The 25,733-nt window shown below is 41.9% G+C and carries 26 protein-coding genes; 24 read left to right on the top strand and 2 right to left on the bottom strand.

Translation table 11 applies throughout. The features are described from left to right. From spoVAE to B5F18_RS09235, 8 genes are all read left to right on the top strand, one after another. On the top strand, positions 1 to 357 hold the full coding sequence (spoVAE, locus tag B5F18_RS09270; RefSeq protein ID WP_087157387.1) for a stage V sporulation protein AE: 357 nt from the start codon (positions 1 to 3) through the stop codon (positions 355 to 357). Positions 358 to 620: 263 nt separating this feature from the next. Then, a complete protein-coding gene (locus tag B5F18_RS09265) occupies positions 621 to 1,505 on the top strand; it encodes a substrate-binding domain-containing protein (protein ID WP_087157386.1) in 885 nt (294 codons plus the stop codon). 30 nt (positions 1,506 to 1,535) lie between these two features. Continuing rightward, on the top strand, positions 1,536 to 2,396 hold the full coding sequence (gene pstC / locus B5F18_RS09260) for a phosphate ABC transporter permease subunit PstC (RefSeq protein ID WP_087157385.1): 861 nt from the start codon (positions 1,536 to 1,538) through the stop codon (positions 2,394 to 2,396). Further along, entirely contained in the window at positions 2,389 to 3,258 is an 870-nt protein-coding gene (pstA, locus tag B5F18_RS09255) for a phosphate ABC transporter permease PstA (RefSeq protein WP_087157384.1), read from the top strand. Before pstC ends, pstA begins: the two co-directional genes overlap by 8 nt. Next, a complete protein-coding gene (pstB, locus tag B5F18_RS09250) occupies positions 3,251 to 4,000 on the top strand; it encodes a phosphate ABC transporter ATP-binding protein PstB (protein WP_087157383.1) in 750 nt (249 codons plus the stop codon). The genes pstA and pstB overlap by 8 nt, the downstream gene beginning before the upstream one ends. 1 nt (position 4,001) lies before the next feature. Further along, complete coding sequence (gene phoU / locus B5F18_RS09245; RefSeq protein ID WP_087157382.1) at positions 4,002 to 4,658, top strand: phosphate signaling complex protein PhoU; 657 nt, start codon at positions 4,002 to 4,004, stop codon at positions 4,656 to 4,658. A 15-nt stretch (positions 4,659 to 4,673) separates the two neighbouring features. Beyond that, complete coding sequence (locus B5F18_RS09240) at positions 4,674 to 5,357, top strand: response regulator transcription factor (protein WP_087157381.1); 684 nt, start codon at positions 4,674 to 4,676, stop codon at positions 5,355 to 5,357. Positions 5,358 to 5,370: 13 nt separating this feature from the next. Further along, positions 5,371 to 6,714 (top strand): sensor histidine kinase, encoded by a 1,344-nt coding sequence (locus B5F18_RS09235; RefSeq protein WP_087157440.1) that lies wholly within the window; start codon positions 5,371 to 5,373, stop codon positions 6,712 to 6,714. 71 nt (positions 6,715 to 6,785) lie between these two features. Here B5F18_RS09235 and B5F18_RS09230 read toward each other — a convergent pair whose 3' ends face one another. Next, entirely contained in the window at positions 6,786 to 7,157 is a 372-nt protein-coding gene (locus tag B5F18_RS09230) for a VOC family protein (protein WP_087157380.1), read from the bottom strand. 344 nt (positions 7,158 to 7,501) lie between these two features. Between B5F18_RS09230 and B5F18_RS09225 the strand changes: the two genes are divergently transcribed. From B5F18_RS09225 to B5F18_RS09145, 16 genes are all read left to right on the top strand, one after another. Beyond that, positions 7,502 to 7,948, top strand: a complete 447-nt coding sequence (locus B5F18_RS09225; protein ID WP_087157379.1) for a hypothetical protein — start codon at positions 7,502 to 7,504, stop codon at positions 7,946 to 7,948. A 72-nt stretch (positions 7,949 to 8,020) separates the two neighbouring features. Continuing rightward, a complete protein-coding gene (locus B5F18_RS09220; protein ID WP_087157378.1) occupies positions 8,021 to 8,716 on the top strand; it encodes an HAD family hydrolase in 696 nt (231 codons plus the stop codon). Then, positions 8,703 to 9,737, top strand: coding sequence for a LacI family DNA-binding transcriptional regulator (locus B5F18_RS09215; RefSeq protein ID WP_162607578.1), 1,035 nt, complete (start codon positions 8,703 to 8,705; stop codon positions 9,735 to 9,737). The genes B5F18_RS09220 and B5F18_RS09215 overlap by 14 nt, the downstream gene beginning before the upstream one ends. A 127-nt stretch (positions 9,738 to 9,864) precedes the next feature. Beyond that, on the top strand, positions 9,865 to 10,302 hold the full coding sequence (locus tag B5F18_RS09210) for a hypothetical protein (RefSeq protein WP_087157376.1): 438 nt from the start codon (positions 9,865 to 9,867) through the stop codon (positions 10,300 to 10,302). Between the two features lie 324 nt (positions 10,303 to 10,626). Beyond that, on the top strand, positions 10,627 to 12,144 hold the full coding sequence (locus B5F18_RS09200) for a hypothetical protein (RefSeq protein ID WP_087157374.1): 1,518 nt from the start codon (positions 10,627 to 10,629) through the stop codon (positions 12,142 to 12,144). After that, entirely contained in the window at positions 12,141 to 13,025 is an 885-nt protein-coding gene (locus B5F18_RS09195; RefSeq protein ID WP_242955835.1) for an ABC transporter ATP-binding protein, read from the top strand. The genes B5F18_RS09200 and B5F18_RS09195 overlap by 4 nt, the downstream gene beginning before the upstream one ends. After that, complete coding sequence (locus B5F18_RS09190) at positions 13,018 to 13,404, top strand: hypothetical protein (RefSeq protein ID WP_087157373.1); 387 nt, start codon at positions 13,018 to 13,020, stop codon at positions 13,402 to 13,404. Before B5F18_RS09195 ends, B5F18_RS09190 begins: the two co-directional genes overlap by 8 nt. A gap of 12 nt (positions 13,405 to 13,416) precedes the next feature. Then, the gene (locus B5F18_RS09185; protein WP_143468403.1) at positions 13,417 to 15,162 is read left to right on the top strand and encodes a hypothetical protein; all 1,746 of its coding nucleotides are present in this window, start codon (positions 13,417 to 13,419) and stop codon (positions 15,160 to 15,162) included. Between the two features lie 11 nt (positions 15,163 to 15,173). After that, complete coding sequence (locus B5F18_RS09180; RefSeq protein WP_087157371.1) at positions 15,174 to 16,343, top strand: hypothetical protein; 1,170 nt, start codon at positions 15,174 to 15,176, stop codon at positions 16,341 to 16,343. Positions 16,344 to 16,552: 209 nt separating this feature from the next. Then, a complete protein-coding gene (locus B5F18_RS09175) occupies positions 16,553 to 17,182 on the top strand; it encodes a hypothetical protein (protein ID WP_087157370.1) in 630 nt (209 codons plus the stop codon). A gap of 221 nt (positions 17,183 to 17,403) precedes the next feature. After that, positions 17,404 to 18,039, top strand: coding sequence for a sugar O-acetyltransferase (locus B5F18_RS09170; protein WP_275532826.1), 636 nt, complete (start codon positions 17,404 to 17,406; stop codon positions 18,037 to 18,039). Further along, entirely contained in the window at positions 18,029 to 19,285 is a 1,257-nt protein-coding gene (locus B5F18_RS09165) for an ABC transporter substrate-binding protein (RefSeq protein ID WP_087157368.1), read from the top strand. The genes B5F18_RS09170 and B5F18_RS09165 overlap by 11 nt, the downstream gene beginning before the upstream one ends. Before the next feature lies 1 nt (position 19,286). After that, positions 19,287 to 20,150, top strand: coding sequence for a carbohydrate ABC transporter permease (locus B5F18_RS09160; RefSeq protein ID WP_087157367.1), 864 nt, complete (start codon positions 19,287 to 19,289; stop codon positions 20,148 to 20,150). Beyond that, positions 20,150 to 20,995 carry a carbohydrate ABC transporter permease gene (locus tag B5F18_RS09155; protein ID WP_087157366.1) on the top strand — a complete coding sequence of 282 codons (846 nt, stop codon included), beginning with the start codon at positions 20,150 to 20,152 and terminating at the stop codon, positions 20,993 to 20,995. Before B5F18_RS09160 ends, B5F18_RS09155 begins: the two co-directional genes overlap by 1 nt. Positions 20,996 to 21,013: 18 nt before the next feature. Next, positions 21,014 to 22,675: a glycoside hydrolase family 13 protein gene (locus B5F18_RS09150; RefSeq protein ID WP_087157365.1), complete on the top strand. Its 1,662-nt coding sequence runs from the start codon at positions 21,014 to 21,016 to the stop codon at positions 22,673 to 22,675. A 13-nt stretch (positions 22,676 to 22,688) separates the two neighbouring features. After that, the gene (locus B5F18_RS09145; RefSeq protein WP_087157364.1) at positions 22,689 to 24,365 is read left to right on the top strand and encodes a glycoside hydrolase family 13 protein; all 1,677 of its coding nucleotides are present in this window, start codon (positions 22,689 to 22,691) and stop codon (positions 24,363 to 24,365) included. A 405-nt stretch (positions 24,366 to 24,770) separates the two neighbouring features. Here the strand turns inward: B5F18_RS09145 and B5F18_RS09140 are convergent, their stop codons facing one another. Then, positions 24,771 to 25,622, bottom strand: a complete 852-nt coding sequence (locus B5F18_RS09140; protein ID WP_087157363.1) for a hypothetical protein — start codon at positions 25,620 to 25,622, stop codon at positions 24,771 to 24,773. Between the last annotated feature and the right edge of the window lie 111 nt (positions 25,623 to 25,733).

Raw genomic sequence — 25,733 nt, 5'->3', positions numbered from 1 at the left:
ATGGATTATATCAAAGCTTTTTTAATCGGGGGGCTAATCTGCGCGCTTGTGCAGATTCTCCTGGACAGAACAAAACTGATGCCGGGGAGAGTGATGGTACTGCTTGTGTGTTCGGGGGCGGTGTTAAGTTTCCTGCATCTTTACAAACCACTTGTGGATTTTGCCGGCTCTGGTGCAAGTGTTCCGCTCATTGGATTCGGGCACCTTTTGTGGACCGGAGTCAAAGAGGCAGTGGACAAGGAGGGATTTCTTGGGATTTTCAGCGGAGGTTTCAAAGCCAGCGCGATAGGAATCTCTGCAGCACTCATCTTTGGATATCTGGCATCGTTTGTGTTTGAGCCGAAAATGAAAAATTGATGGAAATCCTCTGGATGATGTACATGTATGCCGTTTACGTGGATAATCCAGAGGATTTCTATATTTGTTTTACGGAGATTTTACCCGGTCTTGATACAGAGTTAATGAGGGAGTGCTAAGGTAAAAGCCAGAAAGAAAAAGAAAGGATTTTACAAAGGTTTAACAAACAGAAGATTTTGGATTTTACATTGGCTATATAAAATAGCGGCTGTAAGGATGAAAAGAATAAATAATAACAATAATAAAATAAGGAGACAAAAATTATGAAAATGAAAAGATTTGCAGCATTATTGACAGCGGCATTGATGGTAGGATCTGTCGTGACAGGATGTGGAAATGGAGATGATAAAGAGGCTGGCTGGGATTCTTCCAATGACATCACGGTAGTTTCCAGAGAAGAAGGTTCAGGTACAAGAGGAGCCTTTGTGGAACTGTTTGGAGTGGAAGAAGAGGTTGACGGTGAAAAAGTTGACATGACTACAACAGAGGCAAATACAACAAGCAGCACATCTGTCATGATGACAACAGTTGCAGGAAATGAATATGCGATCGGATACATATCACTTGGATCTTTGGATGACAGTGTAAAAGCACTGAAGATTGACGGGACTGAAGCAACAGCTGAGAATATCAAAGACGGTTCCTATAAAGTTTCAAGACCATTCAACATTGCTACAAAAGGAACAGTAAGTGCACAGGCACAGGACTTTATTAACTTTATCATGAGTACAGAGGGACAGGCAATCGTGGAAGAGAACGGATATATTCCAATGGACGGCGCAAAAGAGTATTCTTCCACAAATCCGTCTGGAAAAGTAGCAATCGCAGGATCATCTTCCATCTCACCTTTGATGGAAAAATTAAAAGAGGCATATGTGGCAAAGAACCCAAATGTCAACATTGAACTCCAGACAAACGATTCCACTACAGGTATGACAGCAGTAAAAGACGGAATTGCGGATATCGGTATGGCATCCCGTGAGCTCAAAGACAGCGAGACCAAGGCAGGACTTACACCGACAGTGATCGCTCTTGACGGAATTGCAGTTATTGTAAACAAAGAAAACCCAACGGATGAGCTTGGAACAAAAGAAGTAAAAAGCATCTACACAGGCGATGCACTTACATGGGATCAGGTAGTAGAATAATCCTTATCTTAAGGAATGTGGAGTTTTGATATGAAATCAAAGGTTTGGAAAGAAAAAGGAATGCAGGCGGTATTTTTGATTGCCGCCTGCGCATCTATCATAGCAGTCATTTTAATCTGTGTATTTTTGTTTGCAAACGGAATACCAGCGATGAAAAAAATCGGCCTTTTTGATTTTCTCCTTGGAGAAACTTGGAGACCGAGTAATGATATTTACGGAATCTTCCCAATGATCATGGGAAGTCTTTATGTGACAGCGGGGGCGATCATTGTAGGTGTTCCGATCGGAATCCTTACCGCTGTATTTATGGCAAAGTATTGCCCGAAAAGAATCTATCCAATCCTGAAACCAGCGGTGGAACTGCTGGCGGGAATTCCATCAGTTGTATATGGATTTTTTGGATTGGTTGTCATGGTACCTCTTGTGAGGGATTTATTTGGAGGAAACGGAAACAGCATCCTCACAGCATCACTTCTTCTTGGAATGATGATCCTGCCGACGATCATCGGCGTGACAGAATCTGCCCTCCGCGCAGTGCCGAGTATGTACTATGAAGGGGCGCTTGCACTTGGAGCGACAAAGGAGAGAAGTATCTTTGCAGTTGTCCTTCCGGCGGCAAAATCCGGAGTGATGGCGGGAGTTGTCCTTGGGATTGGGCGTGCCATCGGTGAAACCATGGCTGTTATCATGGTTGCAGGAAACCAGCCGAGAATGCCAAGAGGATTTTTAAGAGGTGTACGTACATTGACGACAAATATTGTTATGGAGATGGGGTACGCTGCGGATCTGCACAGAGAGGCACTCATCGCTACAGCGGTCGTTTTGTTCGTGTTCATTCTCATAATCAATTTCTGTATTGCACTGATGAAGAGGAGGAGCGAGCATGAGTAAGGGAAATATGAAACAGCTGTTGAAAGGATATAGGAGCAAACCATTTTCCTTGTTGGTGCGCATTTTGGTACTTTTGGCGGCATGTATTACGTTTGCGGTATTATTGTTTTTGATCGCATATATATTGATAAAGGGGATTCCACACATCAAACCGGAATTGTTTGCATGGAAATATACGACAGAAAATGCATCGCTTTTGCCGGCTTTGATCAATACGGTCATCATTACGTTCTTTTCACTGCTGATCGCGGTCCCGTTTGGAATTTTCTCAGCGATCTATCTTGTTGAATACGCCAAAAGAGGAAATAAGCTGATCGGAGTGATCAGGCTGACCACAGAAACTTTGTCAGGAATTCCTTCCATTGTGTATGGACTTTTTGGTATGATATTCTTTGTAACCACGCTCAAATGGGGGTACTCGCTTTTGGCTGGGGCATTTACGCTGGCGATCATGATATTGCCGCTGATCATGCGTACAACAGAAGAGGCATTGAAGTCAGTGCCTGACAGCTACAGGGAAGGAAGTTTTGGATTGGGCGCAGGAAAACTTCGAACTGTATTTCGGATCGTACTTCCAGCCGCAGTGCCTGGCATTCTCTCCGGAGTCATCTTGGCAGTCGGTAGAATAATGGGAGAGACTGCTGCGCTGATCTATACAGCAGGTACGGTTGCAGAGACACCGAAAAATCTGATGAGTTCAGGAAGGACGCTGGCAGTGCATATGTATAATCTTTCCAACGAAGGCCTGTATATGAATCAGGCTTACGCAACTGCTGTGGTATTGCTGGTCATTGTAATTGGAATGAATGCGCTTTCAGCATTTTTAGCGAAACGGATTACGAAAGGGAAAATCGATGAATAAAATAGAAGTAAAAAAATTAAATCTGCATTATGGCGATTTTCACGCATTGAAGGATGTGAACATTGATATCGAAGAAAAGAAGATCACTGCCTTTATCGGACCAAGTGGATGCGGAAAATCAACACTGTTAAAAAGTATCAACCGGATGAATGACCTGGTGGAAGGATGCAAAATCGATGGCTCCATCACACTGGACGGAACAGATATTTACAGGGACATGGATGTAAACCTTTTAAGAAAAAGGGTTGGTATGGTATTTCAGAAACCAAATCCATTTCCGATGAGTATTTATGACAACATTGCATTTGGACCGAGGACACATGGAATTCATTCAAAATCAAAGCTGGATGATATTGTGGAAAAATCTCTGCGCGATGCGGCGATTTGGGAGGAGACAAAAGACAGACTGAAAAAGAGCGCGCTTGGCATGTCCGGCGGACAGCAGCAGAGACTCTGTATTGCCAGAGCACTGGCGGTACAGCCGGAAGTTCTCCTCATGGATGAGCCGACATCGGCTCTGGACCCAATTTCCACATCCAAGATTGAGGATCTTGCAGCTGATTTGAAAAAGAACTATACCATCGTGATCGTTACTCACAATATGCAGCAGGCAGTGCGTATTTCGGATAACACAGCATTTTTCCTCCTTGGAGAGCTGGTGGAATACGGGGATACAGAGAAATTGTTCTCAGTACCTCAGGATAAGAGAACAGAAGATTATATCACAGGGAGGTTTGGATAAAATGAGAAATAAATTTGACAAACAGCTCGACAGGCTGAATGTGGAACTGATCGATATGGGGCAGCTTTGCGAAGTTGCCATTGGAAAAGCGACAAAGGCGCTGGAAAAGGATTCTGAAGAAATCGCAAAAGAAGTAATCTCTGCAGATGCGGAGATCGATCAGAAAGAAAAAGAAATTGAGCAGCTCTGCCTGAAACTGATCTTGCAGCAGCAGCCGGTTGCAAAAGATTTAAGACAGATTTCGGCAGCACTTAAGATGATCACGGATATGGAGCGGATCGGCGACCAGGCATCTGACATCGCTGAGATCATTCTTTCCGCTGAGATCAAGGATACAAGAGCGATTCCGGAAATCGTAAAAATGGCATCAGCAGCATCTGCGATGGTGAGAAGCAGTGTTATGGCCTATGTAAACAAAGACCTGGATCTGGCGAAAAAAGTATTGGAGGCGGATGACAAAGTCGACAATATGTTTGACAACATCAAACATAAGCTGATAGAATTTATTGCAAAAGAGGGTGGAAATCAGGGAGAGGATGTGATTGATTTCCTCATGATCGCAAAATATCTGGAGCGGATCGGCGACCACGCGACCAATATTGCAGAGTGGGTGGAATTTTCCATCACTGGTATCCACCGGTCAGAAGAAGTCATATAAGAAAAGAGGAAAACAATGATTTACTGTGTGGAAGATGATGGCAATATAAGAGAACTGATAGTATATACACTTGAATCAACAGGATTTCATGCAAAAGGATTTGAAAACGGAAATTCGTTTCGACAGGCTTTGGAAGAAAATCTTCCAGAGCTTATTTTGCTGGACATTATGCTTCCGAATGAAGACGGTATGGACATCTTAAAAGAGCTCAGAGCAAACGCAAGGACAAGGCAGATCCCAGTTATCATGGTGACGGCGAAAAGCTCTGAGTACGACAAAGTCATTGGGCTGGACAGCGGGGCAGATGATTACATCACAAAACCATTTGGGATGATGGAGTTGGTTTCCAGGATCAAGGCGGTCCTTCGCAGGGCTAACAAAAAGGAGACGGACTTGGATGCCATGCAGATCGGGAATCTTGTACTGGATATCCAGAAACATGAAGTGCTCGTGGACGGAGAACAGGTTGTACTCACGTTCAAGGAGTTTGAACTTTTAAGATATCTTTTGAAGAATGAGAATGTGGTGCTGACTAGACAGCAGCTTCTGGAAAAAATCTGGGGATATGACTTTACGGGAGAGACGAGGACTGTGGATGTACATATCCGTACGCTGCGCCAAAAACTGGGCAGTGCCGGGAAGTATATAGAAACTGTGCGTGGAGTCGGCTATCGGATAGGTGAGAAAGATGAGTCATAAAAAGCAAAAAAGTATGCGCAGTAAAATCCAAAGAAGTATGATCCTGGTACTTGGGATCACGCTTTTTATTTCATTTATCCTGATCACGATCATGGTGTACAGCCAGACGCTGGAACATATGAAGAATGAAGTGAAACAGGAAGCACAGTTTGTTTCAGATTCAGTGGACCGTTCCGGAATTGAATTTTTCACAAGGGTAAAAAACTTTATTGGGGCAAAAAGACTGACATGGGTTTCTCCGGATGGTACGGTTTTGTATGATTCCAAAGAAGATGAGAGGAATATGGAAAACCACAAAGGCAGACAAGAGATCAAAGATGCCTTAAAAAAGGGAGAAGGCGAAAGCAGGAGGAAGTCAGATACCCTGGACAAACAGACTTATTACTATGCCATGAAACTGGACGATGGAACAGTGATCCGCATTTCCAACACAACGGATACTGTATTTGCTACAATGCAAGATGTTGCGCCTTATATGTTTTTCATTGCCCTCACTATGTGCCTGGTTGCATTTTTCCTTGCAAGATGGCAGACAGACAGGCTGATAAATCCGATCAACAAGATCAATCTGGAGCACCCTTTGGACAATCAGATCTACGAGGAACTGCACCCGCTTTTAGAAAATATTGAGAACCGCAATGTCATGAAAGAGCAGACGGAAAAGATGAGAAAGGAATTTTCTGCAAATGTTTCCCATGAGCTGAAAACCCCACTGACCTCCATCTCCGGTTATGCGGAGCTTATGAAGGAAGGAATTGCAAGACCGGAGGACATCAAAGTTTTCTCTGAGCGTATTTATCATGAAGCCAGCAGGCTGGTATCTCTTATTGACGATATCATCAAGCTGTCCAGGCTGGAGGAGGATGACATCACACTTGACAAAGAAGAGGTGGACTTGTATAAGCTGTCTGAAGAAATATGCGACAGGCTTTCACTGACCGCAAAGAAGAGAAATGTGAGTCTTATCTGCTATGGCCGTTCCGTTGTGTACAAGGGTATCCGAATTATCTTAAATGAGATGATCTACAATCTCTGTGAAAATGCCATCAAGTACAATGTGGAGGGTGGAACTGTAACTGTATGGACCGGACTTACGAGAGAGGGAATCAAGGTCATGGTTGAGGATACAGGTATCGGCATTCCAAAGGAAGAGCAGGAGCGCATTTTTGAAAGGTTTTACCGGGTGGATAAAAGCCACTCCAAAGAGACAGGCGGAACCGGCCTTGGGCTTTCCATAGTAAAACATGGAGCGCTTTTGCACAAAGCGGATATCAGGATCACCAGTGAACCGGGAAAAGGGACAAAGATGGAATTGATTTTCCACGGAGACGGTGTTGTGGATCAAAAAAGTGAGTAAGGTATTTAAAAATAGGGAGCAGATGCCGACAATTGAAAGCATCTGCTCCTATTGTGTAAGCTTTCGTTTGCTTACATGTCTGCAGGTACCACTTCCAGCCAGTATCCGTCCGGGTCCTGGATAAAATAGATCCCCATTTCTTTGTTTTCAAAACAAATGCAGCCCATCTCTTCGTGTTTTTTGTGTGCTGCCTCAAAATCATCAGTCTTAAATGCAAGGTGAAATTCACAGTCACCCAGATTGTATGGGCGTTCCCAGTCTCTTATCCAAGTCAGCTCGAGCTCAAAATCTGTTGTCTCATTTCCGACGTATACGATGATAAAAGACCCATCCTCGGCCTCTTTTCTCCTGAGCTCTTTCAATCCCAAAGCCTCTTCGTAGAAAGTAAGAGAACGTTTTAGATTCAGAACATTGTAGTTTTCATGAACCATTTGAAATTTCATAAAATTCATCTCCTTGTGTCTTCGTTTTCGATTTTAGTATATAGAGAAAGAGAGCCGAGGTCAAGGAATGAGTGAAGAGAATACCGTGTTTACGGCACAATTCGTACTCTTAAGAAAATTATTTTGCTCAATGAACAAATAATAAAATTGAAAACAGGAATTCTGTGCTATATAATAAATACAGACAAAAATATAAAAATAAAGAAATATTTTGAAAATTTATTATATATTAAATATGTGTAATAATATCAAAGAAAGAAGGTGAGGGAAATGCAGAGTGAAAAAGGATAGTAAAAGATGTGGAGGATGTTGTACTGGTTTGATGAAAAAGAGGGAAAAAGTTTATGAAAGAAGAAAAATTTCGAAAACTGGAAATCTCCAAAAGAGAATGGGAGATTCACCGCGGAATTGACTGGCCAATCTGGTACTGGATCTGTGGGATAGCGATCATGAGTCTGCTGATCATCTATGAGATATCTCATGAGAGAAAGCCGGAAATGCTTGCGATTGACTGTGCGATTTTGTGTATGGTCATCGCAGATATGGCGGAGGGCAGGTTCCGCTCAAAGGCAGGCATGTATGTCAGCATCTGTGCAGTGGTGTGCATGGGAATCTGCGTCATGCTCACAGGATTTTTGATGACTGAGAATGATGGGATCATGATGAGGATCGTTCTCATCATTGCCTGGAGTTTTATCGTGGTGAGGGAAGTGTACAAACTGGCTAAGCTGATAAAGTTTGGAAACTTCAGGAAACGAAAAAAGATTACAAGATCATATATTGATAAATAGAAGTTTCGTTGAAAAAGCAGGAAGAATATGGTTATAATATCCGTATAACAATTTCTGAAAGAAGGGTAATATATGATAAAAGCGATATTTATCGATTATACGGGAACCATTATGGAAGAAACCGGGAAAGAAATGACAGAGATTGTGAGACGCTGCTGTCAAAACAGCAATGTAAAAGATCCAAAAGAAGTGCTTTCTTACTGGTGGAAACATTTGAAAGAATATGAACAGAAAAGCTATCAGGAAACGTATATTACGGAAGATGAAATCGTGGACAGGCTTTTGGAAAAGTGCGAAAAAGAGCTTGGACTGAAAGATGACTTTGAGCAGCTGCACAGATTGTTTCAGGAGTTCTGGATGCATGCACCGGCATTTGCGGATACAAAAGAATTTTTTGAAACCTGTTCGTTGCCAATCTATATCATCAGCAACAACGGCTGCGCCTATATAGAGGAGAGTATGAGGGAAAAAGATCTTCACCCGGCAGGAATTATTTCCGGGGATATGGTAAGGGCCTATAAACCTCACAGGGAAATCTTTGAAAAGGCGTTGGAAGTGAGCGGATGCAAGGCATGCGAAGTGCTGCACATCGGAGATTCCGTGGAATCGGATGTGTTTGGAGCAAAGGCTGTGGGAATCTGTCCTGTGCTTTTGGACAGAAGTGCAAAGAGCACATGGACAGAGGGGAGGGTGATCCACTCTCTAAAAGAAGTCCGGGCAGTGGTGGAAGAAAAAAACAGGCAGGATGGGGAATATGACAACAATTAAAGATATTGCAAAGGAGGCAGGCGTCAGCTTTACGACTGTCTCCAATGTCATTCACGGAAATACCAAAAAAGTCTCCAAGGCGACCATAGAGAAGATCAACCGCATTATGGAAGAGAAGAATTACGTACCGAATATGGGCGCAAGGATGCTCGTGCAGAATCAGTCCAGGATCATTGGCGTAATATCCAATGTGCTGTCTGACGCACAAAAAGAGAATCTTCACAGCCCGTTTGGAGCGGAAATCCTCGGAGCAATTGAAAAAGAAATTCAAAAATTAGGGTACTATATGATGCTATATGCAACGGAAAATACAGAAGAAATTGAAGAATTGATTTCAAAATGGAATGTAGACGGCATCATCACCATTGGGATAGAGACAAAAGTGTGCAGGAAACTTGGCAAGATCACCAAAGTACCGGCAGTGTACACGGACTGCTATTTTGAGGAAAAAGAACCGTATTTTAACGTAGGCACAAAAGATGAAGAAGGCGCCTATGGGGCGGTTCGTTATTTGATCGGACAGGGGCATACGAAGATTGGTTACGTGGCGGATGAAAGCTATGAGGAAGGGAAAAAAGATTCGGGAGTTGGATATTTCCGATATCAGGGATACCTAAGAGCCATGAAAGAGGCAGGGATCGAGCCGCAGAAAGAATGGCTTTTCTGGGGACATAAGAGGATGAGAAATAAGGAGGAAATGTTTGAACATATTTACCGAAACCTAAACTCTATGACAGCGCTTGCTTTCTGCTATGATTATTATGCCATTGAGGCCATGGATTTTCTCAGACACAAAGGGGTGAAAATCCCGGAGGATATTTCTGTCATCGGGTTTGACGATATTGATATGGCAAGACTGGTAACTCCAAGGTTGACGACCATGAAACAAGGGGTTGCAAGGAAAGGACAGCTCGCGGTGGAGGTGTTGATGAATCAGATACAGAAAAAGAAGATGGAGAAAAAATGTGTAAGACTTCCGGTTGCACTTGTGGAGAGGGAGTCGGTGAAACAACTGAAATAGGAAAATGACTTTCAGAGAAAAGCGCCATTATTTTGGAAATAGAAAAATTTTCAAAATAATGGCGTTTTTTGATGCGTTTGAAGTAAGTTTTTGAATTTAAGTGCGTTATATATTTAGAGGAGAAATTATGTTTTTAAATATATTAGCAAATTGTATAGAGGCATTTCTTTTTTTCGTTTTTTTGTGGAATGTTTTTGGAATCAGCAGGGTAGGGCGTGTTTTTTGCGGAGCATTGGGAATAGTGTGTATGCAGACAGGCTTTAGCCTTTTAAAAATCGATACATCGATTGCTTTTATGGCAACAGTCATTGTTTTTATATTTGTTGGAACTATGGTATTTCGGGGGAAAACAAGCGAAAAGGTATTTTGGTCATGTCTCTATCTGACCTTTGTCAGTATTAAAAATAGAAAGAAAGGAGAGGTGCGAAAAAGCGGACTTCAAGGCCAGATATTTTTGTATCCGATTGAAAAAGAGGTATTGATGATGCAGGAAGGAGAATCTACGAAAATTTCTGTATTAGACTTGGGGCTAAATGTAATAAAAGAACTAAAATATAGTAAATAGATTTAGCGGTATTACTTTAATGTTATTTTTGAAGTAATACCGTTTTTCGTATCTATAAAAGAAATATCATCGCTCCACATCCAAATAGTGGAAATAATTAAAAATTATGTTATATTAAGGTTGAAAAATACAAAAAAATATCAAAACAAAATAAAAATACAGATAATTAAAAATGAGAAATTTAAATTTGAAACAGGTTATGATGAGGAGGAAGTACAAGAAAAAAAGATAAGTAATTTTTGTATACAAATGAAGAGGCACAAAAAGAGGATGGGAAGGCGGTTATTGTAAAGGACTAAACAAAACCGGAGAGGAGGAGAGAACATGAGTAACCGTAAAAAAAGAAGGAAATTATGTGGAGGTCTTTGCCTGATGGCATTGGTCTTGGGCATGGGATGCAGCAGCCAAAACAATGACTCAAAACCTGAAACAACAAAACAGGAGCACACGATCAAATGGTGTATTGCGGGATTGAACGTAGAAGGATTTACAGAGGAAGGGGTTATTACAAAAGAAATTGAAGAAAACTTTAATGATACTTTGAAAAAAAATAAAAAAGAGTATCAGGTGGAATTTGAAGTGGTTCCGGGAAATAATGGAACTTTCACTGAAGAGCAGGAACAAACTATGCAGAAATGCGATATCATTACAATGGAAAATCAGGTTATTCTTCCGGAAGATTACAGTGTTCAAATGTATCCTACGTTGATTGACTATATGAAAGAAGGGCTGTTTGCACCTCTGGACGATTTTATGGAGACGGATGACGGACAACGCATAAAACAAAAAATGCTTTCAGAAATGACATTGGAGTCAGGAAAATGGAATGAAAGGCAAATGCTTTTGCCGACAGCTCTCACCCCGGCCATTGGATCATCATTGCTGATAGAAAAGGGTTTGTTTGAAAAAATGGGATGGAAGGAAAGCGATGAGTTTCCGGACTTTACTAAGTGTGATGAAATTTTTCAAAAAATATATGAGCAATTAGGGGAAACGCCTTTTTTGACGTTCAGCGATGAAAAGAGAGGGAGCGGAGTCAATGGAAATATCTATGATATTCCACAGTTCCTTGAAGAAATCCAGAATAATTATGGAATTTATCAGGTAAATGATGCGGGAATAGGGGCGGCCATATCCAGCGGAACAGATTTGGATACGAGCAATATCCTCTCTGCAGATTATATGGAAAGTGTGCTGAATGCATGGAACAGATACATAGAAAAAGGATATGTGAATACGGATACATCAGAACAACCGCTTGTGCAAATGGCGGGGAATTATTTTGGGGTTGACGAGTCGGAGATCAGCGGAAAAGTGTATTTGTCAGTGCGCCCACAGGAATATGCGTTGCATATTACAAAACAACAAGGAATTCCGTTGGATCCATTCACTGGGATCAGTTCTAAAAGTGAAAATAAGGATCTTGCATTTGAAGTGCTGGCTGATATGATCACGGATGAAACTTTGCATAAGGCGTTAAAAGAGGTTTCTCCAGATCAGACAGTTTCTCTTGTATTTGAGACCGGATATGATGAGGAAGAGGAGGAAAGATATAAGGAGATCATAAAGACAGCGCCAACTTTTGAGATCGCTCATCAGGTAAAGCAGATCAATACCCCGGAAGTACAGGCTGTCCGCAAAGTATTTCTTGATTACTGTAAGGAAACAGACCAGGCCACAGCGAATCCGTTGATGCGTTATTTCTCGGAAAACGGCGAGGTTACGTCGGAGAGCATAAAAAAGGGATTAGATGCATGGAATCAAAAATTGGAAAAAGCAGGAATGAGCAACGTGCTGGAACAGATCAAAGAGTTAAAAGAACAGGAAGTGGCTGGGGAATGATGGAGTTATGTTTGGAAAATCTGACAAAACGATATGGAAATTTTACTGCGCTCCGTGAGGTGAACCTTCGGTTCACACCAGGAATCTATGGCTTGCTCGGGCCGAACGGAGCAGGTAAAAGTACGATGATGAAATTGATCACAGATACGCTTTTGCCGGATGAAGGCAGGATCCTTTACTGTGGGGAAGATATCCGCAGACTGAAAGAAACATACCGGGAGACACTTGGATACATGCCACAGCAGCAGGGAATGTATGAATCTTTCACAGCAGGGCGGTTCCTGACCTATATGGCAGCTTTAAAAGGAATAGAAAAAAAGGAGATCAAAGGAGAAGTTGAGAGAGTACTAAAATTGGTCAACTTAGAGCAGTCAGCAGGCAAAAAACTTGGCGGTTTCTCCGGAGGAATGAAACAGCGTGTTTTGATTGCCCAGGCAATCCTGGGCAATCCAAAGATTTTGATCTTGGATGAGCCAACGGCAGGTCTGGATCCAAAAGAAAGGATTCGCATCAGGAATCTGATCTCCAAGATTGCAATGGAAAAGATTGTCCTCATTGCAACTCATGTGGTGTCCGATATTGAATTTATTGCAAAAGAGATTGTGATGTTGAAAAAAGGTGAGATTTTGGGGATGGAATCTCCGGGCCAATGGCTGAAAAGACTGAATGGAAAAGTTTATGAAGTCGTAGTAGAGGAAAGTGGACTGGAAACGTTTCAAAAACATCACCTTGTCAGCAATATCCGAAAGGACGAGCAGGAGAATATCCGGGTGCGTATCATTGCGAATGAGGAGCCAGAAGGAAAGTGGGAGCTGGCAGGCGCGAATCTGGAGGATCTGTATTTGACGATTTTTGAGGAAGAGGGGAGCAGGTATGTATGATGAACTGAAAAAGCTTTGCTCCAGAAGAAATCTTTTGCTGATCCTTTGCGTTCTGGCTGCAAATTTTCTTGTCCTGTTAATCCTAGCTGTCAATGGGATGTACGGAAATCAGTATGAACCATCAGGATACCGCAGGCTGTTTTCGGAAGTGGAAGGCAAAAACTCCATTGGAAAAGCGGTGTATTTAAAAGAGATGGGGGAAAAGCAAGCAGATCAGATGACAATTGCAGACTTTGAAACACAGCGCATGAGCATGGAACTTGCAAAGGATGCTGAAAAGATAGCATACTATGAAAAATACCTGCATGAACTGGAGAGCGATATACGACGGAAATATGAGATCTCTATTTTTGCAGACACAGGAACATTTGAAAAGTAAACAGATGAAAAATTGCTCGCATCCTATGAAAAACTGCATCAGGTACCGGTGACTTATGGGCCGTCAGAAGGGATTTCCATGGTGGATTTTTCTGCCAGCAATTTGCTGGCTGCATGCCTGGTGCTGTTTTTGGCTGTTTCTTCCATTATGAAAGAACAGGAGGATGGGATTCTTCCGGTGTTGCGGTGTACGAAAAATGGAAGAGGGAAATTCTTTTTAAGGAAGAGCATAGCGGTCTGGATTTTGGGAATGGGATTGTGTGCGTTGTTTCTTCTGGAAAATCTGGCAGCAGGCGGATGGCTGTATGGGCTTGGAGATCTGACAAGGCCCTTGCAGTCGTTGGCAGGATATGAGGCGGTCAGTTTTCGGATTCCGGTATGGTTGTATTTGGTCTTCATTTGGGCAGTGCGTTCGGCAGCTCTTTGTATGATCGCGCAGTTTGCTCTGCTTTGCACTATCTGGACGAAAAAAACGGTTTCTTCCTTTGGGATTAGTCTGGCCTTGGGCGCGATTGGTATGATTTCCTTTTATGGAAGTTCCCCGGAAACGTGTTTTGGAGTGCCGCACTACATGAATCCGGTGGCAGTTTTAAAGGCAGCGCCTTTGTTTTTAGAAGAGGCATACATAAATGTATTTGGCAATCCGGTAAATCCGGTGATCATGATTTTTGCAGCAATGGCGTTGGCTGTTGTGTTTCTTATGACAGGTATGGTGCTGTTTAGAAAAACGGAAAAAAGCGAAAAGAAGATTTTGGAAAAGAAGGTAAGAGAAAAAAAACGTCCTTACTGTGCAAGTGTGTGGGGGCAGGAAGTGTACAAATTGTTTGTCCTGCAAAGAGGAGGGGGCCTCTTAGTGCTGTTCGCGCTGCTGCAACTGTGGTTATATCCGGTAGATTACAGACCTTCTTCGGAGGAAATACTGGAAACCATCTATATCAGGCAGTTGGAAGGAGAATTTGGAGAAAAGCAGCAAAGGTTTATGGAAAATGAGCAGGCGCGCATGAATCAGGATCAGGAGATTTCAGCACAAGAGCGCATGGTGTTTGAAAATAAAATCCTTCCTCTCTATGAAAGCCTGAAAGAAAAGAAGGATGCAGGTGAAGAAACGCAGTTTATCCTGCAGAGCGGATATGAAAAATTGTTTGGCATTTCCAATAAAAGCAGGGATGCTATGCATGTACTTTTGTATGCGATGACGCTTGTATTTGGGTGTGGTATGTATCTGTCCATGGAAAATTCCGGCGGTATGGTACAGTTGATTCGACCGACGAAAAAAGGATGGAGTTTTGTAAAACGAAAGAAACAGTGGATCGCAGTGGGATATGCGTTTGCAGGAGCTTTCCTTGCGTGGGGATTTGACGTTGTATGGATAGCAAAACAGTATGGGATATCCCATCTTGGATCGCCATTAAACTGGCTTTTGGAATTTGAAAGCTGGAATGAAGGAATAAAAATATGGATGTACCTGGCCATGTTATTTTTGCTGAGAATAGCCGGGGGAATTTTGACCTGCCTTTGTATTTTGAAAATTTCAGAAAAATGTAAAAGCAATGTCATGGCAATGGGGATTTCCCTGTTTGTGTTCGCTGTCCCTGCAGTGATGGAAGTGCTTGCGATTCCGTTCGTGAAGATGGGGTCCATGAATGCCTTTTTGGACGGCAATGCGATTTTGCAGTCAGGAAACAAAGTGTGGCTGTACATTGTGGCAGGAGCCATGCTTTTGGTGATAGCTTTGCGTGAAAAAACAAAAAGAAATTGAGGTGAAAAGTTATGAGAAAGATAAATTTTATAAGCGTATTTCTGGCAGTCAGTATACTCTTTTGTGGCTGTGCAGATAAAAAGGATCATGTATATGAAGACAAGGAATGGAGGACAAACATTCGATCTGTATCAGGGATAGAGCCATATGAAGATGGTGTATATTATAAAAATAAGAATGACATTTTGTGTTATTTTGATACCTCTTCCCAAAAGGCAACCGTACTCTGCAACAAAAAAGGATGTTCTCATGAAGGGAAAAGCTGTCCTGCATATATAGAAACATTCGGTATGCCGGATGCGGCAAATGACAGCCTTTATTATCTTTCTTTGGAAGGAGAGCTTACCAGAAAAAAGCTTGACAATACGTCCGAAGAAAAAATATGGGACATGGGGAAAACATTGAGGAAAGAAATGGGAGATGAGACATCCATTTCTTTTTCAGGATATATTGTGACAGGAAACTACGTATATACAGTGGTACGAATTGCTTACACGGATGAAGAGGGGGCTTATAAGGAAAGAGAAGAACTCCACGTGTTGGATACTGCGGCGAAAAAGCAGACAGTACTTGAGACCGTGGATGCCTCAAAAGAAACATTGGAAATATTGAGCGCAAAAAATAACATTACATATTATCAGGCGCAAAATGCGTATGACAAAGATTTTCAGCCTGAGACAGCCACGGAGGAAGAGTGGAAAGAGCAGGAAAAAAAGATGAACACCAGGGTTTGCAGAGCAGATGCAAAAAATGGGGGAAAAGAGCAGGTTTTTGAATTGAAGAGTGGGTTTGTCAGTGCTGCTACAGATGATATTGGAATTTACTACAATGACTTTCTCGGAACCGGATATATGGAGACAAAAAATCTGTGCCGAAAGGACAGAAAAACAGGGGAAGAAACGATTCTCAAAAAAGGAGATATTACTGCAAAATATATGTATACTATTTTGGATGCCGAGCATATCGTTGTCCAAAATGAAAAGGGCTTGGGAGAAATCTATAACATGAAAGAGTTTGAAATGGAGGCCGTAGTCGCACAGAAGGAATATTGGGTTGCATATCCGGTGAAGGGAGGATATTTCTGCTATGCTCCGGAGAATGAGGATGGAATGGTATGGCAATATTTTACAGAGAAAGAAATACAAAAAGAGGGCGGCAATGCAGTTATGGTAAAAGAGTAAATAGAAAGACTTGGAATCACAGACAATCTTTTGAAAACGGGAAAGCTGCTTTGGTGAAGGGGCAGTGTTTAATTTTTATGTTTTGAGAAAAATCTCTCCAAGTAGAATGAGCCATATTGTATAAATATTACTTCGTGTTATAATATACAGAGAAATAGTGATAGTATATTAGCTTGATTAATTTGATGTTATACAGAGAGGGTCTACATATGGGGATTGAGTTTAAGTTTTTTAAAAAAAAGAAGGAAAAACAGCAGGCTGAAAAAGAGGTTTTAAACTTGCTGAAAAGATATTTAAAAGAGAGCCAGGGCAGGATAGGCTGGATTTCTGAAAAGATAAAAGAGCTTAAGGAGGAGAGCCTGTTTGATATCCGTACGGCAGATGAGATCTTGAGGAGGGAAGATGCATGGTTTGACGAGGAGAGCAATCATCTTCTTAGTGCGTACTATTATACAGCAGTTTTGTTTGCCATGATGAAACGGGTAAGGGAGAGCTCTCCGTTTTTGAAATTGACAGTGAAAGACGATACAAAGATGCTGGATCTGCTCAATAATATTATGAAAGATTATATGAAATATTTTAAGATCCATTATATGATGCAGAATAGTATTGGTGATCTGGTATATGATGAGCAGGAAAAAAAGATCATGTCATATCAGGAGTTCTGCGGTATGGTAAGGGATGAAAAGGAATTAAAGAAGTGCGAGCCATTGTTGGAATGTTATTTACATGTCAACATGGAAAATGTAAAAAAGGTTGATATGCTGTTAAAGGATATGGAGAGCCTTGGATCTTTTCTGGAAATTGTGGTGCCAGAAGAGGCTGGCGCTCAGCTGTGATCTGCAGGAGAGAAGGCTGAAAAGAACAGGAAATAGGCATATAAATGAGGAGAATCGGAATGGATTCTCCTTCTTTTATATTATGGAATGGACAAAATGCACAAATTAATAATATAAATATTATATAAAATGATGGTTTAACGTAAAACTATTGAAAAACTAAAGCGTAGTTGCTATGATAACAATATAAAGTTTAACGTAAAACCTATGGAGGTGGAATTATGACGGAGAAAGAGAAAATGCTCGCAGGTATGATGTATTGTCCAGTGGATAGGCAGCTGAAGGAAGAGATGAGGCAGTCCAGAGTTCTCACAAGACTTTACAATCGTACAACTGAAGAGGAAATGGAGTACAGGGAAGAAATCTTGAGAAAACTTTTGGGAAACGCAGGAAAAGCACCGTACATTGAACCGCCGTTTCACTGTGATTATGGCAGGAATATCTATGTGGGTGACTATTTCTATGCAAATTATGATCTGATCGTCCTGGATGTGTGTGATGTGCGGATTGGGGACAATGTAATGTTTGGACCAAGAGTTGGGATTTACGCCGCAGGACATCCGCTGGATGCGGACGTGCGCAACTTTGGAATTGAGTTTGGAAAGCCGGTGACCATTGGGAATAATGTCTGGGTTGGAGGAAATGTTGTCCTGAATCCGGGAGTAACGATCGGAGACAATGTGATCATTGGTTCCGGATCAGTCGTGACAAAAGACATCCCGGCAAACACGATTGCAGTCGGCAATCCATGCAAAGTACTGCGTGAACTCACCGAAGAAGATGCCAGGTATTGGAACAGACAAAAGGAGCTTTATCTGAGTCAAAAAAAAGAGGAGGCAAACGGGCATGAAGATTAAAAAGATGGCAATGGTCCTTGGCTTGATGTTGGCATCCTGTCTGTTTGCAGGGTGTGCAAAGGAAGAGGGCACGGATGGTACGACCATTGAATTTTTCCTTGGAAAAAGAGAGTGTATTGCGACATTTGAGTCATTGATTGAAAAGTTTGAGGACGAGAACCCGGATATCCATGTGGAAATGTCGGCACCGTCAGACCCGATCTCCATTTTGAAGACAAGGCTGATCAAAAACGACGAGCCGGACATGGTGGCTGTGCTTGGAGATTCCAGCTACACCAGTTTTGTGGATTCTGACATGTTTTTAGATCTTAATGGGGAAGAAGTGCTCGATAAAGTGAAACCAGTATACCGCGACATGGCAAAACAGCTGGAATCCATACCAAAAAAAGGTGAGTATGCGGTTCCATTTGCGGGAAATGCAAATGTAGTGCTTTATAATAAAGATATTTTCAAAGAAAACGGGCTTTCGGTGCCAAAGACATGGAGTGAATACACCGCACTTTGCGAGAAATTGAAAAAAAATTCCGTGACCCCATGTGTGTTCGGATTTAAAGATGCATGGAATGTGTCTGCGCCGTGGGGAGCGATTGTTGCGAATACAGTGGAAGAGGATTTGTACACAAAGGTCAATCAAGGGGAGGCTACCTTAAAAGATGCCTATGATGGATGTGCGGATCAGATGAAAGAACTTTCCGGTTTTGGGCAGGAAGATTTGTTTGGATACGGTTATAATGATGCCTGCGTAAGTTTTGCCAACGGAGAGGCAGCCATGTTCCTTCAGGGAAACTGGGCTCTTCCGGTGATCCTGCAGACAAACCCGGATGCCAATATCGGCATGTTTGTGCTGCCTGTCACAGAAAACGAAGAGGACAACCATATGACAACGCAGATTGATTTGATGTTTTCTCTGTTTCGGACTACAGAGCACAAAGAAGAATGTATGCGGTTTATTGAGTTTTTGACGGAAGAGGACAGTATGCAGCAGTATATGGATGAACAGACAGCTGTTCCTGCGATTGAAGGAGAGTTCACTTATGCAAAACAGCTTGACGAGGTCAAACATTATTTTGAGGAGGAAGACCTTGTTATGAGTGCACAGTCTGTCTACAATGCAGCCATTCCTTATGCGGAGCTTGTACAGACCTATCTGATCGACGGGGACAAAGACAATTTTTTAAACAGGATAGATAAAGAATGGCAGAAAGCCAATAAGGATATTATCCGAAAGCTGAAGGAGGAGAAGTGAGATGAAAAAGCAAAAGAGAATCCACATTCTTTTTACACTTCCAATGGTTGCGCTGTTTTTCACCTTTCATACGTTTCCGCTCATCCGGGGACTGATGTACAGTGTGACAAACTTTAAAGGATTTGGAAGTTATGATTTTGTCGGATTATCAAATTACATAGAATTGTTCAAAGACGAGAGGGTACTGAACTCCTATGTGTTCACGTTTAAGTTTGCAATTGTATGTACAATCGTAGTCAATATTTTGAGCATGTGTCTGGCCCTTCTTTTAAATTCAAAAATTAAGGCAAAAGGATTTTTCAGAGGCATGTATTTTCTGCCGAATATTCTTGGAGGTTTGATCGTCGGTTATATTTTCAATTACATCTTTACTTTTATTGTGCCGGAGTTTGGAAAGATGGTCGGAAACGAGACGCTCAGCGTGAGTATCCTTGGAAATACGAGTCTTGCGTGGATCGGCGTTGTCATCGTTGTGGCGTGGCAGTCCATTGCGTTCAATACGATCATCTATATTTCCGGTCTGCAGACAGTTCCGGAGGACGTCTATGAGGCGGGGGCCATTGACGGAGCTACAGGATGGAAACGGTTCTGGAAACTGACATTCCCTTTGATAGCGCCGTTTTTTACAATCAATATGGTGCTGTGCATGAGAAACTTCCTCATGGTGTTTGACCAGATCATGTCCTTGACAAACGGAGGACCTGCACAGTCTACAGAGTCGATCTCCATGTTGATCTATAAGGCAGGAATGACAGCTGATCAGTTTGGATACCAATCTGCGAACTCTGTTATCTACTTTGTAGTCATTGTACTGATATCTTTGTTCCAGATGAAAGTATTGAATAAAAGGGAGGTGCAGCTGTAATGCGTACAAAGAAGGAAAAGAAAAATATCTGGATGACACTGCTTTTGGCAGTGGGGCTTGTGACGATCCTTTTTCCGCTGTATATGACAATCGTCATTGCTTTTAAAAATCCTTCCGACATGACAACGAATATTGCAGGGCTGCTTTCCCTTCCAAAAGAGTGGTCCTTTCACAACTTTATTGAGGCCATTGAGACAACGAATTTCTTCCATACATTGTGGAATAGTTTTGTCATCACAGCAGGTGCTGTCATAGGTGTTATCTTTTTAAATTCCATAGCAGCCTATGCAATCGGAAGGAATATGGCAAAAAGCAAATATTTTAAAGGCATCTATCTGTATTTTATCTGTGGGATGTTTGTTCCATTTTCCATGCTCATGCTGCCCCTTGTAAAAGAAGTCAGCATCATGGGATTAGACAACCGGTTTGGGCTGATACTTTTATACATTGTATTTAATATGCCGATCAATACCCTTTTGTACACAGGGTATCTGAAAAACATACCGATCGCACTTGAGGAGGCAGCTTATGTGGACGGGGCAAACCACTGGACAGTATTTTGGAAAGTAATCTTCCCGATGATGAAACCAATGCATGCGACAGTTGCGATCATGACAGCGCTGTCTACATGGAACGATGTCATGATGCCGCTTGTCATTTTAAGCGGAGGGGATGAAAGCTCCACAACACTGCCGCTGGCACAGCTTTTGTTCCAGTCCACATTCGGGACAAATTATAATGTGGCGTTTGCATCTTATTTGTTGGCATTGCTGCCGATTCTGATATTCTATCTGTTTGCACAAAAGGCTATCATAAATGGTGTGACAAACGGAGCAGTGAAATAAGAGACAAGGAGATAAGGCATGAAGAAAAAATGGTGGAATGAAAAAATCGTTTATCAGGTTTATCCAAGGAGTTTTAAGGACACTAACGGGGACGGGATTGGCGATGTAAGAGGAATCATAGAAAAACTGGACTATATCAAGAGTGTAGGGGTGGATATGATCTGGATCAGTCCCATCTACAAATCTCCCATGAAAGACAATGGGTATGACATTTCCGATTATTATGCCATTGATCCAATTTTTGGTACAATGGAGGACATGGACGAACTGCTATTAAAAGCAAAACAAAAAGGGCTCAAGGTTTTGATGGACTTAGTTGTGAATCACTGCTCCAGCGAGCATGAGTGGTTTAAGAAGGCGTTAAAGGATCCAAAAGGACCATATGGAGATTACTTTATCATCAAAGAAGGAAAAGACGGAAAAGCGCCGAATAACTGGCGCTCCATCTTCGGGGGAAGCGTATGGGAGCCGATCAAGGGAACACCATACTATTATTATCATACGTTTGCAAAGGAACAACCGGATCTGAATTGGGAAAACCCGCAACTGCGCCGGGAGATTTACGATATGATGAACTGGTGGCTTAAAAAGGGGCTTGGAGGATTCCGGGTAGATGCAATCACGTACATCAAAAAAGATCCTTCCTATAAAAGTCTTCCGGCCGATGGAGCTGACGGACTTGCCGCTTTATCTGAAGTTTCCTCCAATTATCCTGGAATCGAAGTCTTCTTAAAAGAGATGAGAGAAGAGACATTTGACGTATACGATGCATTTTCCGTTGCAGAAATGTCCGGAGTGGATGCGGCAAAATTAAGAGAATATATTGGACCGGACGGCCTTTTTTCCAGCATTTTTGATTTTAGCTACATGGAGCTTGATGTGGAACTTTTCCAGTGGTACCGTCCGGTTGAGGTAAATGCCACCATGGTAAAGGAAAAGTTGTTTGAAAGCCAGTCCATGGCACAAGAAGCAGAAAGTTTTCTCTCAGTTGTACTGGAAAACCACGATCAGCCAAGGGCTGCGGAAAAATGGTTCCCAAAACAGGTAGGGTATGAGAGCCAGACAATGCTGGCGACCATGAATCTGATGCTTAGAGGAATTCCTTTCATTTACCAGGGAGAGGAGATCGGAATGACGAACAGCACTTTTTCCGACATCCGTGAATATGAGGATATCATGCTGTGGGGACAATATGACAGAGCGAAAAAAGAAGGATGTACGGAGGAGGAGTGCCTGGACATGGCAAACAGGAGAAGCCGTGATCACGCCAGAACGCCAATGCAGTGGGATGACAGTGAACAGGCAGGTTTTACGACCGGAAAACCTGCTTTGCCGGTCAATGACAATTACCGGACCATCAATGTAAAGAAAGAGGAGCGGGAAGGCAGTGTGCTTGACTATTACCGGAAACTGACTGCACTTCGCAAGTCAGATGAGTACAGGGAACTTCTCACTTACGGAGAAATCTATCCGGCTTTGGAGGAAGAAAAAGATGTGATCGCCTATGAAAGGGTGAGGGATGGGAAAAAACTACTCATTGTCCTAAATTTTCTTGGGGAAAATCAGAAGATTTCTTTAGGGAATGAGGAGAGAAAAATTGTCCTTTCGAATTACAAGACTGAGGAAAGCTGTTTTGGACAAGTGGAATTACAGCCTTTCCAGGCATTGGTTTTAGCATAGAGGAGGAGCGAAAATGGAAAAGACATGGTGGAAAGAAAGTGTGGTTTATCAGATTTATCCGCGCAGTTTCAATGACAGCAATGGGGATGGGATCGGAGATTTAAACGGCATTACGGAAAAACTGGATTATTTAAAAGAACTCGGAATTGATGTCATCTGGCTGTCTCCGGTGTACCAGTCTCCAAACGATGACAATGGATATGACATCAGTGATTACAAGGCGATCATGAAAGATTTCGGCACAATGGAGGATTACGAAAGAATGCTCGCCGCTGCCCATGAACGGGGGATTCGGATCGTGATGGATCTGGTTGTCAACCATACATCAGATGAACATGCCTGGTTTGTGGAGAGTAGAAAGTCAGCGGACAATCCGTACCGGGACTATTATATATGGAGGGAGGGAAAAGACGGCCAGGCACCGAACAACTGGGGTTCCTGCTTTGGCGGCCCGGCATGGGAATACGACAGCAGGACACAGATGTACTACCTTCATCTTTTTTCCAAAAAACAGCCGGACCTAAATTGGGACAATGAAAAAGTGAGAGAAGATGTATTTGAGATGATGGACTGGTGGTGTCAAAAAGGCATTGATGGGTTTCGCATGGATGTCATCAGCATGATTTCCAAAACACCCGGGCTGCCGGATGGAAAAGTGGGAGAGAACGGGTACGGAGATTTTGGACCGTATGTGCACAATGGACCTCATGTACACGAATATTTGCAGGAAATGAATCAAAAAGTTTTGTCAAAATATGATCTTCTGACCGTAGGGGAATGTGCAGGCGTGACCATTGAGGAGGCAAAGAAATATGCAAACCTGGACGGTCGGGAGCTCAACATGGTCTTCCAGTTTGAACACATGGATTTGGACGGGGGAGAATCTTTTAAATGGAATGACAGAAAGATCGATCTTGTGGAGTTAAAGAAAACGCTGTCCAAATGGCAGTATGAGCTCTATGGAAAGGCATGGAACAGCCTTTATTGGTGCAACCACGATCAGCCAAGGATGATCTCCAGGCTGGGCGATACGAGTACAAAAGAGCTGCGGGAGGCATCTGCAAAGATGCTTGGAACATGTCTTCATATGATGCAGGGAACCCCGTATGTGTATCAGGGCGAGGAGCTTGGTATGACAAACACAACCTTTGAAAGTCTAGAGGATTTTCGGGATATTGAGAGCATTAATGCCTACCATCAGTATACCCAAAACGGGCAGATCGCCCCGGAAGATATGATGCGTTATCTTTGCTATAAAAGCAGGGACAATGCCAGAACGCCGATGCAGTGGGATGACAGCGGAAATGCAGGATTTACAGATGGAGTGCCGTGGATCAAGGTGAATCCAAATTACAAAGAGATCAATGCAAAAGAGCAGATGGGAAGAGCGGATTCCGTATTTCATTATTATCAGAAACTCATCCGGCTTAGAAAAGAGCACGAAATCATTGTCTATGGAAAATATCAGCTTTTGATGGAGGAAGACAAAAATCTCTACGTGTATACAAGGACACTTGGACAGGAGAGAATGCTTGTCATCTGCAACTTCAGAAAAGAGACGCAGGAGTTTACTATGCCGGAAGGGTTTGAACCGGGAAAAGGTGAAATTTTGATTGGAAATTATGAGGGTCAGGAGATAAAGAAGTCGATGACGTTAAGGCCGTTTGAGGCAATGGCGATGAAGTTTTAGAAGGGTAGATATTTTTAATATAGTATAGAAAAAGGAGCCGGCCTGTGCCGGCTCCTGATACGAGAGGGAGCGTCCTCAAGTGGGCCTGTTGACAAAGTAAAGAAAAATGGCCTTCCGTCTGGAATATAAACTGAATAAGATACAGAAAAGAGGCGTCCAGAAAGCCACGAAAGAATGTTTCTTATCGGCAATTGCATTAAATCTCAAAAGGCTGGTAAAAGCGGTGTGAATAACCGGATTTACCAGTCTTTCTATTCAATTCCAGAAGAAAATATACAAAAATAGACTTGGGGAAATGAGTTTGTCAACAGGTCCAACTTGAAACGGTCTCGTTTTGTCCCTCACCATTAATGATATATTTTATATAAATTTTTCGTTTTACACAAAATCTGAATCTTTTCAAAATTAATGGTAAGTATAATATGCAGCTAACTCATCATATGATCCGCCTGAGAAAGAAACACCTGCACTTGGGCCACCTGATGATATACCTAACGAAATATTTGTTCCTAAAATTTGATGTGCATAATTAAAATGCATATCGCTATTTAAGGTCGTATTTGTATATATAGTACGTTTAGGATGTAATAAGATACTTGCCGCACCTTGATTATTAGATATAACTGTTGATGAAGGTGGTACCGTTATATTTCTGCCTGTTTCTAAATACCAACCAATTCCACCAGAAGTACTACGAGCAGGACTATTTATAAATTCTACTTCTGCCCATTGGTTCCTGTTATACATGTCCCTAATCATATAGCCAGATTGTGCATAAAACCCTTTTAATACAAATAAATTACTATCCCAGTTAAATGTCATGGCATCAGTCATAGTAAAAAATGGTCTTTTTAACCACTTATAATTTAATTCTACAATAACACTCGACACCACATTGGTATTTGGATTATAATTATCCACTGTTAGAATACTAAGTTGTAATTGTGAAGTTGGAATATTACCGTAAGTCTGAGGAGTTCCCTCTGATACAGAGTTTTCAGAAACGTCTAAAATTTGTTTATCATATCCGCTAAATTTTAAATATTCCATATTCCCATATTTTAAATAAAACTGTTCCACTTTCCAAGGTTCTAATTGTGATATAATTTCTTCAGGAGTTCCTATTTTTTTTAGGAACATTTCTGCTTTTGTTTGCAAGTCTAAATCAGCGGCTTTTGCAAAAGATGTGGAAGTTATTGTAATAATACTTAGAATTAAAAGTAATGATAAATATTTTAAGATGTTTTTAAACCTCATAATTTTTCTCCTCGTATTATATAGTAGTAGTATTTATAGACCCTCTCCAAGGTCTGTATGCTATACTGTTTAGAGATACTGTGGATTGGTTTTTTTCTCCTACCACTTGAT

The organism is Lachnoclostridium sp. An181 (genome assembly GCF_002160325.1).
In the GTDB taxonomy this organism is placed as follows: Bacteria; Bacillota; Clostridia; order Lachnospirales; family Lachnospiraceae; genus An181.
The sequence above is the reverse complement of the archived record's forward strand: the minus strand, read 5'-3'. Positions and strand labels throughout refer to the sequence as shown.

Bases quoted from the DNA above. Each gene is read 5' to 3' on its own strand.
- spoVAE (WP_087157387.1), top strand. From the start codon at position 1: ATGGATTATATCAAAGCTTTTTTAATCGGGGGGCTAATCTGCGCGCTT.
- B5F18_RS09265 (WP_087157386.1), top strand. From the start codon at position 621: ATGAAAATGAAAAGATTTGCAGCATTATTGACAGCGGCATTGATGGTA.
- pstC (WP_087157385.1), top strand. From the start codon at position 1,536: ATGAAATCAAAGGTTTGGAAAGAAAAAGGAATGCAGGCGGTATTTTTG.
- pstA (WP_087157384.1), top strand. From the start codon at position 2,389: ATGAGTAAGGGAAATATGAAACAGCTGTTGAAAGGATATAGGAGCAAA.
- pstB (WP_087157383.1), top strand. From the start codon at position 3,251: ATGAATAAAATAGAAGTAAAAAAATTAAATCTGCATTATGGCGATTTT.
- phoU (WP_087157382.1), top strand. From the start codon at position 4,002: ATGAGAAATAAATTTGACAAACAGCTCGACAGGCTGAATGTGGAACTG.
- B5F18_RS09240 (WP_087157381.1), top strand. From the start codon at position 4,674: ATGATTTACTGTGTGGAAGATGATGGCAATATAAGAGAACTGATAGTA.
- B5F18_RS09235 (WP_087157440.1), top strand. From the start codon at position 5,371: ATGCGCAGTAAAATCCAAAGAAGTATGATCCTGGTACTTGGGATCACG.
- B5F18_RS09230 (WP_087157380.1), bottom strand. From the start codon at position 7,157: ATGAAATTTCAAATGGTTCATGAAAACTACAATGTTCTGAATCTAAAA.
- B5F18_RS09225 (WP_087157379.1), top strand. From the start codon at position 7,502: ATGAAAGAAGAAAAATTTCGAAAACTGGAAATCTCCAAAAGAGAATGG.
- B5F18_RS09220 (WP_087157378.1), top strand. From the start codon at position 8,021: ATGATAAAAGCGATATTTATCGATTATACGGGAACCATTATGGAAGAA.
- B5F18_RS09215 (WP_162607578.1), top strand. From the start codon at position 8,703: ATGACAACAATTAAAGATATTGCAAAGGAGGCAGGCGTCAGCTTTACG.
- B5F18_RS09210 (WP_087157376.1), top strand. From the start codon at position 9,865: ATGTTTTTAAATATATTAGCAAATTGTATAGAGGCATTTCTTTTTTTC.
- B5F18_RS09200 (WP_087157374.1), top strand. From the start codon at position 10,627: ATGAGTAACCGTAAAAAAAGAAGGAAATTATGTGGAGGTCTTTGCCTG.
- B5F18_RS09195 (WP_242955835.1), top strand. From the start codon at position 12,141: ATGATGGAGTTATGTTTGGAAAATCTGACAAAACGATATGGAAATTTT.
- B5F18_RS09190 (WP_087157373.1), top strand. From the start codon at position 13,018: ATGTATGATGAACTGAAAAAGCTTTGCTCCAGAAGAAATCTTTTGCTG.
- B5F18_RS09180 (WP_087157371.1), top strand. From the start codon at position 15,174: ATGAGAAAGATAAATTTTATAAGCGTATTTCTGGCAGTCAGTATACTC.
- B5F18_RS09175 (WP_087157370.1), top strand. From the start codon at position 16,553: ATGGGGATTGAGTTTAAGTTTTTTAAAAAAAAGAAGGAAAAACAGCAG.
- B5F18_RS09170 (WP_275532826.1), top strand. From the start codon at position 17,404: ATGACGGAGAAAGAGAAAATGCTCGCAGGTATGATGTATTGTCCAGTG.
- B5F18_RS09165 (WP_087157368.1), top strand. From the start codon at position 18,029: ATGAAGATTAAAAAGATGGCAATGGTCCTTGGCTTGATGTTGGCATCC.
- B5F18_RS09160 (WP_087157367.1), top strand. From the start codon at position 19,287: ATGAAAAAGCAAAAGAGAATCCACATTCTTTTTACACTTCCAATGGTT.
- B5F18_RS09155 (WP_087157366.1), top strand. From the start codon at position 20,150: ATGCGTACAAAGAAGGAAAAGAAAAATATCTGGATGACACTGCTTTTG.
- B5F18_RS09150 (WP_087157365.1), top strand. From the start codon at position 21,014: ATGAAGAAAAAATGGTGGAATGAAAAAATCGTTTATCAGGTTTATCCA.
- B5F18_RS09145 (WP_087157364.1), top strand. From the start codon at position 22,689: ATGGAAAAGACATGGTGGAAAGAAAGTGTGGTTTATCAGATTTATCCG.
- B5F18_RS09140 (WP_087157363.1), bottom strand. From the start codon at position 25,622: ATGAGGTTTAAAAACATCTTAAAATATTTATCATTACTTTTAATTCTA.